Genomic DNA, 15,021 nt, shown 5'->3' with positions numbered 1-15,021 from the left:
ATCGGTGCTGGCTACAGTGTTGCCGTCGGGTGTCCTACGACACAGGAGGGCCGCGCTTGTTCTTGTCCGGTGATCGGGTGGTCTGCACCGTCGGCGATCTCGTGCGCGCGGCGCAGTGCGAGTTCGCCGTGCTGCGGGCCTTCGATGCCGCACTGAACGGGCAGGCGCCCGGCCCACCGGCCGAGCCCGGCCCACCGGACCGCGGCGCCCAACGGGCCCGGCTGCGCGAGCGATTCGGCGCCGAACTGGTCGAGGTCGACCCACCGGGACCGGAGTCCGATCCGCCTGCCGCACGGATCGCCGCACTGCAGGCGGCTCACGACCGGACCTTCGCGGCGCTTCGGACCGGAGCCGCCGTCGCCGGTCCGGTCTTCTTCGACGGGCAGATCGCGGCCACCGCCGACCTGTGCTGGGCCCCGCCCGGGACGAGCACGCGGTACTGGATCTCGGCCACCGAGCCCGGTCCGCGCCGTGCACCCGGACCTGCCGCGATCGCTGCCGCCGCCGGTGCGGAGATGATGGCGGCGGCCGGTATCCACACCGCACCGCTGGTGTCGGTGGACACCGGCGGCCAGGTCCGCACCCACGCCCTCTCGGATCTGCTCCCGGTGTACCGGGCCCGGCGGCAGCGAGTGGCCCGGATCCTCGACCAGCAGCTCACCGAACTGTTGCCGGTCCAATGGGGTGACCAGCGGTACCCCGCCTGCGGTCGGTGTCCGGAATGCCGGGCGGCACTGGTGTCGGCCCGCGATCTGCTGCTGGTGGCCGGGATGAGCGGAACCACCCGGGCGCGGCTGCGCGAGGCCGGGGTGTACACCGTGGACCGGCTCGCCGAACAGCAGGCGGCGGTGCCCGGCGTGGCCGCGCGCCGATTGACCATGCTGCGACGGCAGGCCCGGATCCAGTTGTCCCGGGACGGATCCGGGCGTCCGATCACATCGGTGGCCGATGCCCGTCCGCTGGCCGCACTGCCGGACCCGGCACCCGGCGATCTCGGCCTGGCGCTCACCGGACCGGCGAACGGACCGGTGCGACTGGAATATTCCGGTGCCTGCCTGGCCGGAAGTGCCCCCATCGATGCCGCGGAATCCCTCGACGACCTGCTCGGTCTCCTGGCACGACAGCGCCGCGCCCATCCGCGGATGCGGATCTACCACTACGGTGCCGCGGTCCGCACCGCGCTGCTGGACCGCAGCGGACGCTTCGGAATCGGTGCGGACATCCTCGACGAGCTGCTCGGCACCGCAACGCTGGTGGATCTGTCCCCGCTGGTCCGGATGGCGCTGTTGGTGGGTGTCGGCTGCTACGAACCGGACGGGTTGCGCCCGGTGCTGCCGGAGGCGGCGGCCGGCGACTCGGATGCGCGCACCGTCCTGCGGATCCGGGAGCTGCTGCTGCGATGCGCCCGGGAATCGGGTATCCGGCCCGGCGGTGCCCGGGCCCCGAGTCCCCCCGCCGTACGCCCGTCGTCACTGGAAGCCGCGCTGGCCGAGTTCGCCGACGCCGGCCGCGACGACACCGGGCGGCGCGGACCGGCCGCCCGGACCGCAGCCGTGACGGCGGCCGCGGTCGGCTATCACCGCCGCGAACAGCAGCCGCGCTGGTGGACACAGCTGGATCGGCTGAGCCGGCCGGTGGACGAATGGGCCGATGCACCCGGTGTCCTGGTCGCCGACTGGGGCGTCGTAGACACCAAATGGCATCGGGCACCGGGCCGGGAGACGATGCGGCGCTTCCTCACCCTCACCGGCCGCCTCGGCACCGGTACCGCCCTCACCCCGGGAACCGCGATGGTCGCCATCTACGATCGGCCGGTCAGCACCGGCCGGACCACGACACCGGGTGTCCGGGTCACCACCACGGCCACCGTGCTGGGCTGCGCGGTGGACGCGGACTTCGCCGATACCGTCCGGCTGGAGGAACAACTGCCGGACGGCGGCGCGCCCTACGACGAACTGCCGACCGCGGTCGCACCGGTACCGCCCGACTGGGATGCCACCCTGGCCCCCGCGGTGGCCTCCGCCGCCCAAGATCTGCTGATGACCCTGCCGCAGATCCCCGAGACGGCGGCTTTCGACCTGCTCGCCCGGCGCCCGCCCCGCCTGCACAGCGCCGCCGGGCTACCGCCCGCCGGGGCCGATTTCGCCGCGGCGATCGCCACTGCGGTCGCCGACCTGGACCACTCGTACCTCGCCGTGCAGGGTGCGCCCGGCACCGGTAAGACCGAAACCGTGGCCCGGGTGGTGGAACGCCTGGTGACCCGGCGTCGGTGGCGGATCGGCGTGGTGGCCCGGGAGCATGCCGTGGTGGAGCGGATCCTCGACACCCTGGTCGCGGTGGGGCTGTTGCCCGAACTCATCGCCAAACACGATGTCGTATCGGTGGCCCCGGAATGGTCGGCGATCGAGCCGCAGCGTTACCCGCGGTTTCTCGACAATGCGGTCAACGGCTGTGTGATCGGCGGCACCCGCGCCGATTTCGCCGATCCGGAGCTGGTCGAGCCGGACGCCCTCGACCTCCTGGTGGTGGCCGACGCCGGCAGCTGCCCGCTCGCGGATACCGTCGCAGTGGCGGCCGGCGCCCGCAACCTGCTGCTGCTCGGTGATCCGATTCCGGCGACCGCCGGCGCCCGCCATCCGGAACCGGTCGAGCAGGCAGTGCTGACCTGGCTGTGTGCGGACCGGGCCACGCTGCCGGCCCGCTTCGGCTACTTCCTCGACCGCACCTGGCGGATGCATCCACGGGTGTGCGAACCGGTGTCACGCAACTACTACGACCACCGGCTGCGCGCCAACACCACGGTGACGGCGAGCCGTACCCTGCACGGGGTGGCTCCCGGAATCGCCACCGTCCTGGTACCGCATCACGGTGATGCGATCGAATCCACCGCGGAGGCCCGGGAAGTGGTCCGCCAGGTGCGTGCGCTGCTCGGCCTGTCCTGGACCGGTGGTGCCCACACCAGGCGACTGCATCCGCACGACATCTTCGTCGTCGCGCCCTATACCGCGCAGGTGGCGCGGATCCGGACGCTGCTGGCCCGGGCCAAGATCGAGGATGTGCTGGTGGGCACGCCGGACCGGTTCCACGGCCGGGAGGCGGCGGTGGTACTGCTCTCGATGACCACCTCGACCCCGGCGGACGCACCGTACGGCATGCGGATGCTGCTGTCCCGCAAACTCGTCCACGCCACACTGTGCCGCGCCATGTGGCGGGCAGTGATCATCCGATCCCCGCTGCTGCTGGAGTATCTGCCCGACGACGAGACCGAGTTCCGGGAGCTGTCCGCCTTTCTCGGGCTGTGACGCGGCGCGGCGCAACGCCCGCCGCTGCGGGCACGGACCGGTCAGGACTGCCGGGCGAGTGCGTGGCTGCGCGCCGCCGCGACGAACAGCCGACGCAGCCGGGGCACCGCCGTTTCGACGGTGGCGGGTTCGATCACCACATCCCTATCGGTCTGCACCAGGTACCGCCCGTCCCCGGTGATATCGAGCCAGCACAGCACCCCCGCGTCGGCATCGTCGCCGTATGCGGTCACCAGGATCTGTCCCATCCCGGCCCGTGGCTGGTTGAGCAGCTTGCGGATCCGGGCCGCCGGCGCGGGGCCGGCCACCGGCAGGGTGACCATCGTGCGCGGATCCTCACCGACCCGGTCCCGCGGGGCGATCAACGGTTCCTGCCGACCGCCGCGCATCGCCGGGAGGGCGGTGAACAGCTGGGCGGCCAGCTGTTTCGTCCCGCAGACATGCAGTTCGACCGGGCCGCCGCGGTCCGGTTCCGGTCCCGGCTGCTGGGCGGCGAGGACGGCGACGTCACCGGATACCGCACCCAGCAGCCGGACCGGCGCGCCGCCGGACGCACCGAACACCTCGATCCGCAGTTCCGGACCGGCCAGGACCCGCAGGGCGGCCGCCAGGTCGGCATCGCACTGCGCGTCCCGCCACTGCTGCAGGTGCGGCTGCATCGCCGCACGTTCCCGGCTGGTGCGGGCGCTGGTCCGGACCGCCAGGGGTGCCGGGATCCGATCACCGACCGATTCGTGCCAGGCGAGCAGGAACCGGTCCGCGGTGAGGGTCCGGCTCACTCGCGTTCGGTCCATTCACCCAGGACCGGTGGTGTGGTCGGATCGATGCTGCCGACCAGTTCGTTCGGCTTGTCCGCCGGTTCGAGATAGGTCGGTTCGTCGTCGTCCAGATCGTCGAACAGGGCGTCGTTCTCGTCGTACTCGGTGTCCTCGGCCGGTTCGACCGGCCGGGTGTGCCGGGGGCCCGGTGCCGCGCGGGTGTTGTCGGAGGCCGCCAGCGCCCCACCCATCATGCCGCCCATCGCTCCGGCCGCCACCCCGCCGACCGCCTGCCCACCGGCGGCGGCCGCCCCGTCGGCAGCATGCGCCGATTCGCCGGACGGCGTGCCGGCGCCGGTCGTCGCTTCGGTGGCTGCCTCCGTCACCGGCAGGTCCGCCCCGACCGGCGCCGCCGCGGGTACCGTCCCGGCCGCCCCGTCGGCGTCGGTCCCGGTTCCGACGACACGTGTCGCCGCGCCCGGCGGCGTTTCGTGCTCGGCGACATCGGCCACTCCGGAGCCTGCGGCTGCCGGCCGGGTCGTGGGCGGGTCGTCCGAATCCCCAGCGGCTGGGGTTCCGGATGCGGCGCGATTCGGTGTCGGCGGACGGCGCCGGTCCTCGCCGGTCCGATCGGGGGACGGCAGCGTACCCGCCGGGGCCGATCCCGTGGCCGGCGGCGGGGCGGCCGACTGGCTCGGGGGAACCACCGGGGTGCCCGGAACGCCGGGGCCGCCTGCGGCGGGTGCTGTCGTGACCGGGTTGGCCGGTGCTGCAGGCGGTGCGGCGGCGGCCGCTACCACTGCGGCCGGTCCGGTGCCCGCGGGTGCGGTGGCGCTGTCGGTGGATTCGGAATCGCCCCCGTGCGGGCGCTCCGATTCGGCAGGCGCGCCCGGACCGGCTGCGGAGTCGGTGCCGTCCGGAGCGCCGGAACCGGACCGGACCCCGGCCGCAGGCGCGCCGAGGGCGTCGCCCACCGGCGCCGGACCATCGGATTCCGGTTCGGCGGCCACCCCGGCGGGGAAGGCCGGCACCTGCACCCCGGTGGCGAGCAGCGCATCGACATACACCGATTCCATCACCCGCACCGCATCCTGCCGGGCGTTCTCGGCGACACGCTGGCCGACGGCGTTGGCCGTGGCCTGCTGCGGATCCAGCAGTGCCGCATTCAGATCGGGCTGCGCCGGATCCGGCGCCCCGATTCCGGCGCGCACGGTTTCGGCGGCGTCGGCCGCCCGCCCGAGGCGCACCCCGACCTCGGCGAGCACCTCGGTCAGATCACGGCCGGCTCGTTCGAACTTGCGCATGGTGACGATCGCCCGGTTGGCGGCGGTGCCGCGCCAGCCGCCGGCCAGCGCGGCCACGATCTCACTGTGCGCCGTGGCGACGGCATCGCCGAACTCTTCGGCGGCGGCGGTCCAGCTGCGGCCACCTTCGGCGAGGACGCCCGGGGCGAGGGACTGCACCCCCTCGTGGATCTGCCGGTGGGTGAGATTGTCGAAGACCTCGACCTCGGATACGTAGTCCGGATCGGTGCGCGAATCAGCCATGGCTCGGCTCCGGCGTCGTCGATTCCACGGCGGCACCCAGGCCGGCGACCGCCCGGGCCAGATCGTCGTCGGCGTCCCGGTAGGCCCGGTCCGCGGCCCGCAGGGTGGCGGCCAGATCCCGTGCGGCGCGCGCATACTCCCGCAACCGGGCGACCGCCTCGGCGTTCTTGGTTTCGAATCCGCTGCGCAGCTGTGCGCCGGAATCGAAACCACCGAATCCGGGCAGGGTGCCCGCGGCGGCGAGCGCGCCCGCCTGGGTCTCGGCGGCAGTGGCGAGTTCCTCGTAGCGGTTCGCGCAGCGCTGCACCGTGTCGTCGGCGACCAGCACGCCGTCCAGCCACAGGCCGCCTTCGTCGACCGCGCGGCCCAGCGCTGCGGTATCCGGAATCCCGGTTCGGATGGGTTGCACCGGTCGTCCCCCTTCGTCGTCGCGGTCGGTGCCGCGGCACCGTCACTCCCCGTGCCGGGACGCCCAGGCCGCGATATCGGCGCTCACTCGCGGGTGCACCGGTTCGTGCAGCAGGTCGTGTCCGGCGTCGGTGTACTCACGTAAATCTACCGTCGGATTCCGCTGCGTCCAGAGCCGGACCGCATCGATCGGCGCACGCCGGTCGTCGACTCCGTGCACCACCAGGGTCGGTGGCAGGGCAACGGACTCGACGACGGGCTGCTCACCACCGGCGCACAGGACACGTTTCGGGGTGCCGCACAGAATCAGCCCGGCCGGACTCGCCGGTGACCGGGTGCGGAGCAGCTGCAGGGCCGTCGCCGCTCCCAGGGAATGCCCCATGAGCACCGGCGCCGGGGCGGTCACCTCGCCCAGCAGGGCGAGCGCATCGGAGGCCAGCTCGGCCACCGCACCCGGGCGTTCCGGGTCCCCTTCGCTCAGCCCCTGCCCGGCCGTGTCGAGGACCACCAGGCCCGGCCCGGCACGGTTGAGCGCCGTACCGAAACGGTGATAATGCCCGCTGTGCTGCCCTGTTCCGGGAAGCAGCACGATGGTGACGGCCGACGTACCCGGCCAGTGCCGATAGTGCAGCCTGCCGCGGCCACCGGTGAAGAACGGCACGGCGCAGCGTTCAGCTCCGCGGCTTGCGGCGATCGCCTCGATAGGGGCGGCCGAAGTCGCGGTCGCGGCGCGGGCCGCGGGTGTTCACCCGCTGCGACGGCGGCCCCTGGTCCAGCTGCAGCTGGATCAGCTGGCCACTGATCCGGGTGCGCCGCAGCGCCTCCAGGGTCTCGGGCGGCAGCTTCGCGGGCAGCTCGACGAGGCTGTGGTCGGGCCGGATACTGATATGCCCGAAGTCGCTGCGCCGCAGCCCACCTTCGTTGGCGATGGCGCCGACGATGGCGCCGGGTACCACGCGGTGCCGTTTGCCGACACTGATCCGGTAGGTGGCCAGGTCGCCTCCGCCGTCACTGCGCCGGAAGCCGCGGCGGCCACCGCCCTCGTCGTCGAATCGGCGCGGCGCCCGTTCCCGGCGCGGCCGTTCGGGCCGTTCCGGTTCCGGCTCGAGGTAGAAGTTGTCGCCGTCGTAGGAGCCGACGGCCAGCGCTGCGGCGATATCCACCAGCGGCGTGTTGTGCTCGCGCTCGTAGTCCTCGATCAGCTTGCGGAACAGCGGCAGATTGTCCGAGGACAGGTTCTCGGTGATCGCGTCACCGAACTTGGTGACCCGCTGGGCGTTGACGTCGTCGACGCTGGGCAGCTGCATCTCGGTGAGCGGATGCCGGGTGGCCCGCTCGATCGACTTGAGCAGATGCCGTTCCCGCGGCGCGACGAACAGCAGTGCCTGGCCCGACCGGCCCGCCCGGCCGGTCCGGCCGATGCGGTGCACATAGGACTCGGTGTCGTGCGGGATGTCGTAGTTGACCACATGCGAGATGCGTTCGACATCGAGTCCGCGGGCCGCCACATCGGTGGCGACCAGGATGTCCAAGGCACCGGACTTGAGCTGGCCGATGGTGCGCTCGCGTTGATTCTGGGCCACGTCGCCGTTGATCGCGGCTGCCGAGAACCCCCGCGCGCGCAGCTTCTCGGCCAGTTCTTCGGTGGCCTGCTTGGTGCGCACGAAGATGATCATCGCCTCGAAGTCCTCGACCTCGAGGATCCGGGTGAGCGCATCGAGCTTGCGGTGGTGCGACACCTGCACCCAGCGCTGGGTGATGTTGGTGTTGGTCTGCGTCTTCGCCTTGACCGTGATCTCGACCGGGTCGTGCAGGTACTGCTTGGAGATCTTGCGGATGGCGCCGGGCATGGTGGCCGAGAACAGCGCCACCTGCTTGTCGTCGGGGGTGTCGGCCAGAATCCGCTCGACATCCTCCTGGAAGCCCATCTTGAGCATCTCGTCGGCCTCGTCGAGCACCAGGTACTGCAGCTGCGACAGGTCGAGGGTGCCCTTCTCCAGATGATCGATCACCCGGCCCGGGGTACCGACCACGACGTGGGCGCCGCGGCGCAGCCCGGACAGCTGCACGCCGTAACTCTGCCCGCCGTAGATCGGCAGCACGTGCAGGCCGGGGATGTGCGCGGAGTACCGGCCGAAGGCCTCGGCGACCTGGATCGCCAGCTCCCGGGTGGGCGCCAGCACCAGGGCGCTCGGCGCCTTCCGGGAGGTGTCCAGCCCCATCAGGATCGGGATGGCGAAGGCCGCGGTCTTGCCGGTGCCGGTCTGGGCGAGGCCGACCACGTCGGCGCCGTCCAGCAGCGGCGGAATGGTCGCGGCCTGGATCGGCGACGGCGACTCGTAGCCGACATCGGCGATGGCCGCCAGGATGCGGTCATCGATGCCGAGCTCGGCGAAAGTCGGGTCGGCGGTATCCCTGTCGTCGTCGGCAGGAACGCTGTCGACCTGATTGGTACTCATTGACCAGGAGTTTACTGCCTGGCGGTAGCTGTCTCGACCACCGGGCCAATACGGTGAGACGTATGCAACTGGGGAGCCCTGCCGAGAATGGACCGCAGCCGTCCGCGCCGATCCCGGTCGCGGTGGTGCAATTCGCCCCGGCAACCGACCCCGGCGCCAATCTGGCGACGCTGCGGGACCGGGTCCGGGCGGCGGCCGATTCCGGCGCCCGGGTAGTGCTCGCACCCGAATACTCGATGTTTGCCGTCCGCCGGCTCGACGAACGCGTGGTCGCCGCCGCCGAGCCGCTGACCGGCCCGTTCGCCACCGGACTGGCCGAGATCGCGGCCGACACCGGCGTCCATCTGGTGGCGGGTGTGGTGGAGCGGACCGAGCCGGCCTCGGATCGGATCCACAACACCCTGGTCGCCTTCGACCCGGCCGGATCGATGCTCGCGAGGTACCGGAAGGTGCATCTCTACGATGCGTTCGGTTTCACCGAATCCGAGGTGGTCCGTCCCGGTCCGCTCGAGGCGCCGGTCACGTTCACCACCGGCGGTGTGACTTTCGGCATGCAGACCTGTTTCGATCTGCGTTTTCCCGAGGGGTTCCGGCGTGTCGCGGCCGCCGGTGCGCAGGTGCTGCTGGTGCCCGCCCAGTGGATCCCGGGCCCGGCGAAGGTCGCCCAGTGGACCACCCTGCTGCAGGCCCGGGCGATCGAGAACACCTGTTACGTGGTCGCCGCCGATCAGTGCGCCCCGCTCGGCGCCGGGCATTCGATGATCGTCGACCCGGCCGGAGCGGTGCTGGCCGGACTCGCCGACGCCCCGGGCGTGCTGACCGCCACGATCGACCCGGCCGAACTGGCCCGGGTGCGCAGCGCCAATCCCAGCCTGTCGCTACGCCGCTACGAAGTGACCGCGCCGTCGGAGTCCGGCTGATCCCGCCCCGGCGATCGACCGGTTCCCGCGGCCACCGACGCGTCCTACGCTGTGCCGCATGAGTGAAAACACCCCGACCCGGCTCGAACGCGAGTTCACCCCGTCCGGCGCCGAGATCGCCACGCTCACCGTGGATCATCCGCCGTTGAACCTCTTCGACCGGGCGATGCTGGACTCGCTGGCGGCCGATATCGCCGCGCTCACCGCGGAGCCGCCGCGGGTGGTGCTGTTCCGGGCCGCGGGCAAGGTGGTCTCCGGTGGTGTCGACGTCAACGTCTTCGACGGGCTGACCCCGGCGCAGGGCGCGGAGCTGTGGCGCGCACTGTTCGCGAAGATCATCCACCCGCTAGAGGCGCTGCCCTGCCCGGTGGTGTTCGCCGCCCACGGCCTCACCCTGACCGCGGCATTCGAGATCGCACTCGCCTGCGACCTGATCCTGGCCACCCCGTCCGCCAAATTCGGGCTGGTGGAGACGGTGGTCGGGTTGACGCCGTCGATGGGCGGACCGCAGCGGCTCGCCGAGCGGGCCGGTTCCGGCCGGGCCCGGGAATTCGTGATGACCGGCGACCTCTACGACGCGGCCACCATGGCCGAATGGGGGGTGGTCAATGGCGTGCACACCGATCTGGATGCCGCCGTCCAGGTGCTGATCCGGCGGCTCGCCGACGGACCCACCCGCGCCCATGCCGCCACCAAGCGGATCGTCGAGGCCTGGCGTTCCGGTGGCGTCGCGCACGCCGACTCGGTGACGCCCGAGGTGTCCGGGGAGCTGTTCGGAACCGAGGATCTGCGCGGGGCAGTGCGCAGCTTCCTGGTCGACGGCCCGGGGAAGGCGACCTACACCGGCCGGTGACAACCCCGAAACGGTCCGGCTCGAACCACCCCGCGAGTGTGATCTGCATCATATAGTCACAGGTGGGAGTGGTGTCGAACGTGAAGGACGGTGGCCCATGTGTCCGGAGGATCGGTCCGCAGGGGTCATCGTCGAGTTCCCGGCGCACCGCGCGGCCGGTGGCGAGGCCGCGCTGGCCCGGGCGGCCGACGGCGTGCTCCGCTACGGGAACCTGAGCCCGGCGCTGACCGAGCTGCTGGACCTGCGGGTACATGCCTTCACCACCAGGGAAGCGGTGGTCGAGGCCGGCGGGCCGCGGCTGACCTACCGGGAGCTGTGGCACAGCGCCGCCCGGATCGCCGGCGGCCTGCAGACCCACGGCATCGGCTTCGGCGACCGAGTGGCGGTGCATATGCCCACCGGGGCGCGCTGGGTGCAGGCCTTCCTCGGCGCCCTGCTCTCCGGTGCCGTTCCGGTGCTGGTCCCGGAGGGTCTGCCGGATGAGCGGGCGGCCGCCGTGCTGGCCGACAGCCGGGCCGATTTCGTACTCGGCCCGCAGGGCGCCCTGCCGGACGGCGCCGCCTTCATCGACGACGGTGCGGCACTGAGCGAGCTGGCTCTGCTCTGCTATACCGGCACCGCCACCGCCAAGGGCGTGGAGCTGACCAACGAAAACCTGCTGTCGGCGGTCCGCTCCGTCGCCGGAGCCCTGGACCTCCCCGCGGACGGCATGCGCAACCTGGTGCTGTTGCCGCTGGCCCATGCCAGTGGCTGTGTCGACCAACTGCTGGCCACCTTCGCAGTCGGGGGCACCGTGGTCCTGCCGGGTACCGGGCCGGGGCGTGCCGCCCGGATCGCCGGGCTCCTGGCCGGGGAACGCATCGACATGCTGGCGGCGACGCCCCGGATCTTCGCCGGCCTGCTCGACGAGTGGTCCGGCCGGGCGGAGTTCGGCTCCGTCACCCGGATCAGCAAGGCCGGTCATCGCTCCGAGCGGGCCGCGGCCGGAGCGCCCGCCGTGGCCGCCGCGCTGCGCGAGTGTTTTCCGCGGGCCCGGCAGTGGTCACTGTGGGGTGCGACCGAGACCAGCGGGATCGGCCTGGTGGTGGCCGACGATGCGAACGCGGTGGGCGCGGCGGCGCTGGGGTTCCCGTTCGGCGGCACCGAGCTGGCCCTGTCCGGCCCCGGCGCGGCCGACGGCTACGGCGAGCTCCTGTGCCGAGGCCCGAACGTCAGCCGCCGGTACTGGAACGACCCCGGCACCACGGCGGCCCGGTTCACCGGCACCTGGTTCCACACCGGCGACCAGGTACACATCGACCCGGACGGCTTGGTCCGCGATGCCCGATCGCCGGTCCGCCAGGTCAGCGGGTGGTGACCGACTCAGGCAGCGAGCAACCGGTTGCGTAGCCGGTCCCGAAGTTCGGCGGTCAACCCGACGGCGTCGAAATAGCCTTCGTGTCCGGCGTAGTCCTCGTGCACCGTCCGGGTGGCCGATTCCAGGTACTCCACATGAACACCGAGCAGATCCGGCGACAGCGAGGCGCCGGGCGAGAGCTTCGGTTCCAGCAGGGCACGCAACGGCACTACGGCATCGTTGCTGGTCATGAAGTCGGTGAGGATGTCGTCCTCGGTGACGCCGACCGCCCGCAGCAGCGTGGCGACCGCCCAGCCGGTGCGGTCCTTGCCGGCGGCGCAGTGCACCAGGACCGCCCCGCGGTCGGCCAGGATGGATGCGGCGATCGCGGCGATCGCCTGCCGGGCCTCGGGCAGCTTCGGGAAGTTGCGGTACACGGTCAGCATGTGCCGACGGGTCTTGTCGCTGTTCGGTTCGTGTGGCGGAGTGTCGATCATCCCCGCGTGGAACGGGTTGATGTGCAGCCGGACCGGCTCGGGGATCCGATCGGCGCCGATCCGGTCGATCTCGGCGGGGCCGCGCAGGTCGTGCACGTCCGCGATGCCGAGTTCGGCCAGCATGGCCAGGCCGGCCTCGTCGAGACCGCTGAGCTGAGCGGACCGCATCAGCACTCCGGGCCGGGTGCGGGCGCCGTCGACGGTACGCAGACCGCCGATATCGCGGAAGTTGAAGGTTCCCGAGAGCTGGTACTGATCGGCGGGCCGAAAAAGCGTCACTGATTCAGGCTAACCGCTCGAGAGTGGGACGGTGGTGTGGTTCTTGCCCTGGATTCCGTATGTCGTGTACCACACCGGAGGTCTCGGGTGGATAACAAAAACCGTCCTCAGGTATGGAAACGCCGAGAGTACCCGTTCCTGATGACGGAAAACCTTCTACCATCGAACGCCAGGGCGGCGTCCGACAGGAGCCGCGCCTCCCGCGCGGCAGCGGGAATCGAGGAACTTGCCGAGGAGTAGTTGTTGAGCGCACGTAGTGAAGCCGTTGCGGTGCGTCTGCGGCCGACCGTATGTACCGCGGTCGAGCAGGCGACCGAGGGATTGGACTGCACCGGCGTCCGGGCGCTACGGGTGCTCCTGCACGCCGGGCTGAGCGCCTATTGGCCGGTGATCAAGGGCACCCCCATGCGGCAGGTCGATGCCTACGAGGCCACCATCCGCACGCTGCGGCAGCGATGGGAATCCGATGGTCCGGCGGTCGCCGATCCGGACGCCGCCGCACTGTTCCGGGAAATGGACGAAGAGGCCAAGGTCTTCCTGGAACTGTGCGCGGAGCGGGCCGGCGCGCAGTGGTTGGAACCACTGGGGGCGGTCGCCGCGTATGTGGTGTCGATCCTGCAGGGCCTGGTATTGCGCTGGCTGGCCGACGGCGACGACGAGACCGCCCTCGTCGTACTCGACGACCTGGTCGGCTGCCTCGCGGCCCGTGCGGCCGACCGCTGAACCCAATACTGGACGACTGACCAAAACTCTGGTTCAGTAGTGTCGTGACCGAAGGCGATGTGACGGGTGCGACAACTCCCGAAGTCCTGCATGCCGCGACCGCCGACCTGGATCCGCCGCTGGCCGCGGTCGACCTGGCCGCCCTGCGCGCCAACGCCGCCGATCTGACCCGCCGCGCCGACGGCATCGCCATCCGGGTGGCCGCGAAATCGGTGCGCTGCCGGGAAGTGCTGGCCGAAGTGCTGGGCCCCGGCCTCACCGCCCGCGGCGGCTTCGCCGGAATCATGTCCTTCTCGCTGGCCGAATCGCTCTGGCTGGCCGAGCACGGCGCCCGCGACATTCTGCTCGGCTACCCCACCGTCGACCGGTCGGCGTTGGCCGAGCTGGCCGAACGCCCCGCCGCGCTCCGGGCGATCACCCTGATGATCGACGACGAGGCCCAGCTCGACCTGCTCCGGGCCGGCCTGGGCACCGACCGGGTCCGCCCCCGGGTGTGTCTGGACGTGGACGCCTCGCTGCGGGTCGGACCGCTGCACCTGGGAGTGCGGCGTTCGCCGATCCGCACCCCGGATCAGGCCGCCCGGCTGGCCCGGACCGCCCGCGACCGGGGGTTCGACGTAATCGGCGTAATGACCTATGAGGCACAGATCGCCGGTCTACCGGACAGCAATCCGGCGATCCGCCTGGTGAAACGGCTCTCCGCGGCCGAGATCGGCCGCCGGCGCACCGCGGTACTGGCGGCCGTGCGCTCGGAGACCGGGCCGCTGGAACTGGTGAACAGCGGCGGCACCGGATCGATCGAGGTCTCGGTCGCCGATCCGGATGTCACCGAGGTCACCGCCGGTTCCGGCCTGTATGTGCCGACCCTGTTCGACCACTACCGCAGCTTCACACCGCGCCCCGCCATGTACTTCGCCACGCCGGTGCTGCGCCGTCCCGCCCCGAATATCGCCACCGTCTTCGCCGGTGGCTACATCGCGTCCGGGCCGGCGGGTCCGAGCCGGGTCCCGCTGCCGGTCTGGCCCACGGGCCTGCGCCTGCTCGGTGCGGAGGGCGCCGGCGAGGTGCAGACACCGCTGGCCGGTGCGGCCGGACTCGAGATCGGCGACCGGGTGTGGTTCCGGCATGCCAAGGCCGGTGAATTGTGCGAGCGGTTCGACCGGCTGCATCTGGTCGACGAATCCGGCGACCGGCACACCGTCCCGACCTATCGCGGCGAAGGCCGGTGCTTCGGCTGATCCGGTTCCACCGGCGGCCGTAGCAGCGCAATGACCTCGTCGTCGTCGAGCTGATGGAAGTCCAGATAGGCACCGCCGACCCCGCCCAGCTCCCGGGGCACCCACGGGCAGACCACCTCGTCGCAGTCCGCCCGCACCCGTTCCATCGCCTCGGCCGACGACACCGGAACCGCCACCACTAGGTAGTCCGGCTGCTGCGCTCGTGCCACTCCGCAGGCGGCGGCAACGGTCGCGCCGGTGGCCATACCGTCGTCGACGATCACCACGGTGCGGCCGCGCAGCACCGGGGCGGGCGCGGTACCGCGCAGGATCCGGCGCCGCCGCTCCAGTTCGGCGCGTTCGGACCGTTCGATCTCCGCGATCTGATCGGCACCGATTCCGCCCCGGCCGAGCACATCCTCGTTCAGCACCCGGACACCGCCCTCACCGATGGCCCCCATGGCCAGCTCCGGCTGCCACGGCACGCCGAGCTTACGAACCAGCAGCACATCCAGCTCCCCGCCGAGCTCCGCCGCGACCGCCGCCGCGACCGGCACCCCGCCGCGCGGCAACCCCAGCACGAGCGGCCGGGTGCCGTGCAGGTACTCGAGTTCCGCGGCCAGCTCCCGCCCGGCGGCCGACCGGTTGGGGTAGTTCATCACCTCGAACGCTACGCCCGCCGTGCCCTGGGCGCGACCGGCTACGCTCGCCGTCTGCCAGAA

At 71.8% G+C, this 15,021-nt stretch carries 13 protein-coding genes; 6 read left to right on the top strand and 7 right to left on the bottom strand.

Translation table 11 applies throughout. The annotated features are described in order from the left end of the window. Nucleotides 1-56 precede the first annotated feature (56 nt). Nucleotides 57-3,302, top strand: coding sequence for a bifunctional RecB family nuclease/DEAD/DEAH box helicase (locus tag AC1HFH_RS06560; protein ID WP_480246538.1), 3,246 nt, complete (start codon nt 57-59; stop codon nt 3,300-3,302). Nucleotides 3,303-3,343: 41 nt separating this feature from the next. Here the strand turns inward: AC1HFH_RS06560 and AC1HFH_RS06555 are convergent, their stop codons facing one another. From AC1HFH_RS06555 to AC1HFH_RS06535, 5 genes are read right to left on the bottom strand one after another with little or no spacing between them, the layout of a single operon-like run. Then, nucleotides 3,344-4,096, bottom strand: coding sequence for an ESX secretion-associated protein EspG (locus tag AC1HFH_RS06555; protein ID WP_480246537.1), 753 nt, complete (start codon nt 4,094-4,096; stop codon nt 3,344-3,346). Further along, a complete protein-coding gene (locus AC1HFH_RS06550) occupies nt 4,078-5,607 on the bottom strand; it encodes a WXG100 family type VII secretion target (RefSeq protein ID WP_480246536.1) in 1,530 nt (509 codons plus the stop codon). Before AC1HFH_RS06550 ends, AC1HFH_RS06555 begins: the two co-directional genes overlap by 19 nt. Further along, nucleotides 5,600-6,016, bottom strand: coding sequence for a hypothetical protein (locus tag AC1HFH_RS06545; protein ID WP_480246535.1), 417 nt, complete (start codon nt 6,014-6,016; stop codon nt 5,600-5,602). Before AC1HFH_RS06545 ends, AC1HFH_RS06550 begins: the two co-directional genes overlap by 8 nt. Before the next feature lie 42 nt (nt 6,017-6,058). Next, nucleotides 6,059-6,676 carry an alpha/beta hydrolase gene (locus tag AC1HFH_RS06540; protein WP_480246534.1) on the bottom strand — a complete coding sequence of 206 codons (618 nt, stop codon included), beginning with the start codon at nt 6,674-6,676 and terminating at the stop codon, nt 6,059-6,061. A gap of 10 nt (nt 6,677-6,686) precedes the next feature. Beyond that, a complete protein-coding gene (locus AC1HFH_RS06535) occupies nt 6,687-8,474 on the bottom strand; it encodes a DEAD/DEAH box helicase (RefSeq protein ID WP_480246533.1) in 1,788 nt (595 codons plus the stop codon). Between the two features lie 62 nt (nt 8,475-8,536). Between AC1HFH_RS06535 and AC1HFH_RS06530 the strand changes: the two genes are divergently transcribed. The 3 genes from AC1HFH_RS06530 (at nt 8,537) to AC1HFH_RS06520 (ending at nt 11,604) form a co-directional block, all read left to right on the top strand. Beyond that, entirely contained in the window at nt 8,537-9,394 is an 858-nt protein-coding gene (locus tag AC1HFH_RS06530) for a carbon-nitrogen hydrolase family protein (protein ID WP_480246532.1), read from the top strand. A 58-nt stretch (nt 9,395-9,452) separates the two neighbouring features. Beyond that, entirely contained in the window at nt 9,453-10,247 is a 795-nt protein-coding gene (locus tag AC1HFH_RS06525; RefSeq protein ID WP_480246531.1) for an enoyl-CoA hydratase/isomerase family protein, read from the top strand. A gap of 97 nt (nt 10,248-10,344) precedes the next feature. Continuing rightward, complete coding sequence (locus tag AC1HFH_RS06520) at nt 10,345-11,604, top strand: class I adenylate-forming enzyme family protein (protein WP_480246530.1); 1,260 nt, start codon at nt 10,345-10,347, stop codon at nt 11,602-11,604. A 5-nt stretch (nt 11,605-11,609) separates the two neighbouring features. Here the strand turns inward: AC1HFH_RS06520 and AC1HFH_RS06515 are convergent, their stop codons facing one another. Next, nucleotides 11,610-12,359 (bottom strand): tyrosine-protein phosphatase, encoded by a 750-nt coding sequence (locus tag AC1HFH_RS06515; RefSeq protein ID WP_480246529.1) that lies wholly within the window; start codon nt 12,357-12,359, stop codon nt 11,610-11,612. 243 nt (nt 12,360-12,602) lie between these two features. Between AC1HFH_RS06515 and AC1HFH_RS06510 the strand changes: the two genes are divergently transcribed. Both AC1HFH_RS06510 and AC1HFH_RS06505 read left to right on the top strand, forming a co-directional pair. Then, the gene (locus AC1HFH_RS06510; protein ID WP_480246528.1) at nt 12,603-13,082 is read left to right on the top strand and encodes a TetR family transcriptional regulator; all 480 of its coding nucleotides are present in this window, start codon (nt 12,603-12,605) and stop codon (nt 13,080-13,082) included. A gap of 44 nt (nt 13,083-13,126) precedes the next feature. Further along, nucleotides 13,127-14,320 carry an amino acid deaminase/aldolase gene (locus tag AC1HFH_RS06505; RefSeq protein WP_480246527.1) on the top strand — a complete coding sequence of 398 codons (1,194 nt, stop codon included), beginning with the start codon at nt 13,127-13,129 and terminating at the stop codon, nt 14,318-14,320. Here AC1HFH_RS06505 and AC1HFH_RS06500 read toward each other — a convergent pair. Continuing rightward, a complete protein-coding gene (locus AC1HFH_RS06500; RefSeq protein ID WP_480246526.1) occupies nt 14,290-14,958 on the bottom strand; it encodes a phosphoribosyltransferase in 669 nt (222 codons plus the stop codon). The genes AC1HFH_RS06505 and AC1HFH_RS06500 overlap by 31 nt on opposite strands. Nucleotides 14,959-15,021: the final 63 nt, after the last annotated feature.

The sequence above is a fragment of the Nocardia sp. KT25-26 genome (assembly GCF_056627695.1).
This window is presented reverse-complemented; position numbering and strand designations above follow the sequence as displayed.

Coding starts and splice junctions, on each gene's coding strand:
- AC1HFH_RS06555 (WP_480246537.1), bottom strand. CDS start 4,096: ATGGACCGAACGCGAGTGAGCCGGACCCTCACCGCGGACCGGTTCCTG.
- AC1HFH_RS06550 (WP_480246536.1), bottom strand. CDS start 5,607: ATGGCTGATTCGCGCACCGATCCGGACTACGTATCCGAGGTCGAGGTC.
- AC1HFH_RS06535 (WP_480246533.1), bottom strand. CDS start 8,474: ATGAGTACCAATCAGGTCGACAGCGTTCCTGCCGACGACGACAGGGAT.
- AC1HFH_RS06530 (WP_480246532.1), top strand. CDS start 8,537: ATGCAACTGGGGAGCCCTGCCGAGAATGGACCGCAGCCGTCCGCGCCG.
- AC1HFH_RS06525 (WP_480246531.1), top strand. CDS start 9,453: ATGAGTGAAAACACCCCGACCCGGCTCGAACGCGAGTTCACCCCGTCC.
- AC1HFH_RS06520 (WP_480246530.1), top strand. CDS start 10,345: ATGTGTCCGGAGGATCGGTCCGCAGGGGTCATCGTCGAGTTCCCGGCG.
- AC1HFH_RS06500 (WP_480246526.1), bottom strand. CDS start 14,958: ATGAACTACCCCAACCGGTCGGCCGCCGGGCGGGAGCTGGCCGCGGAA.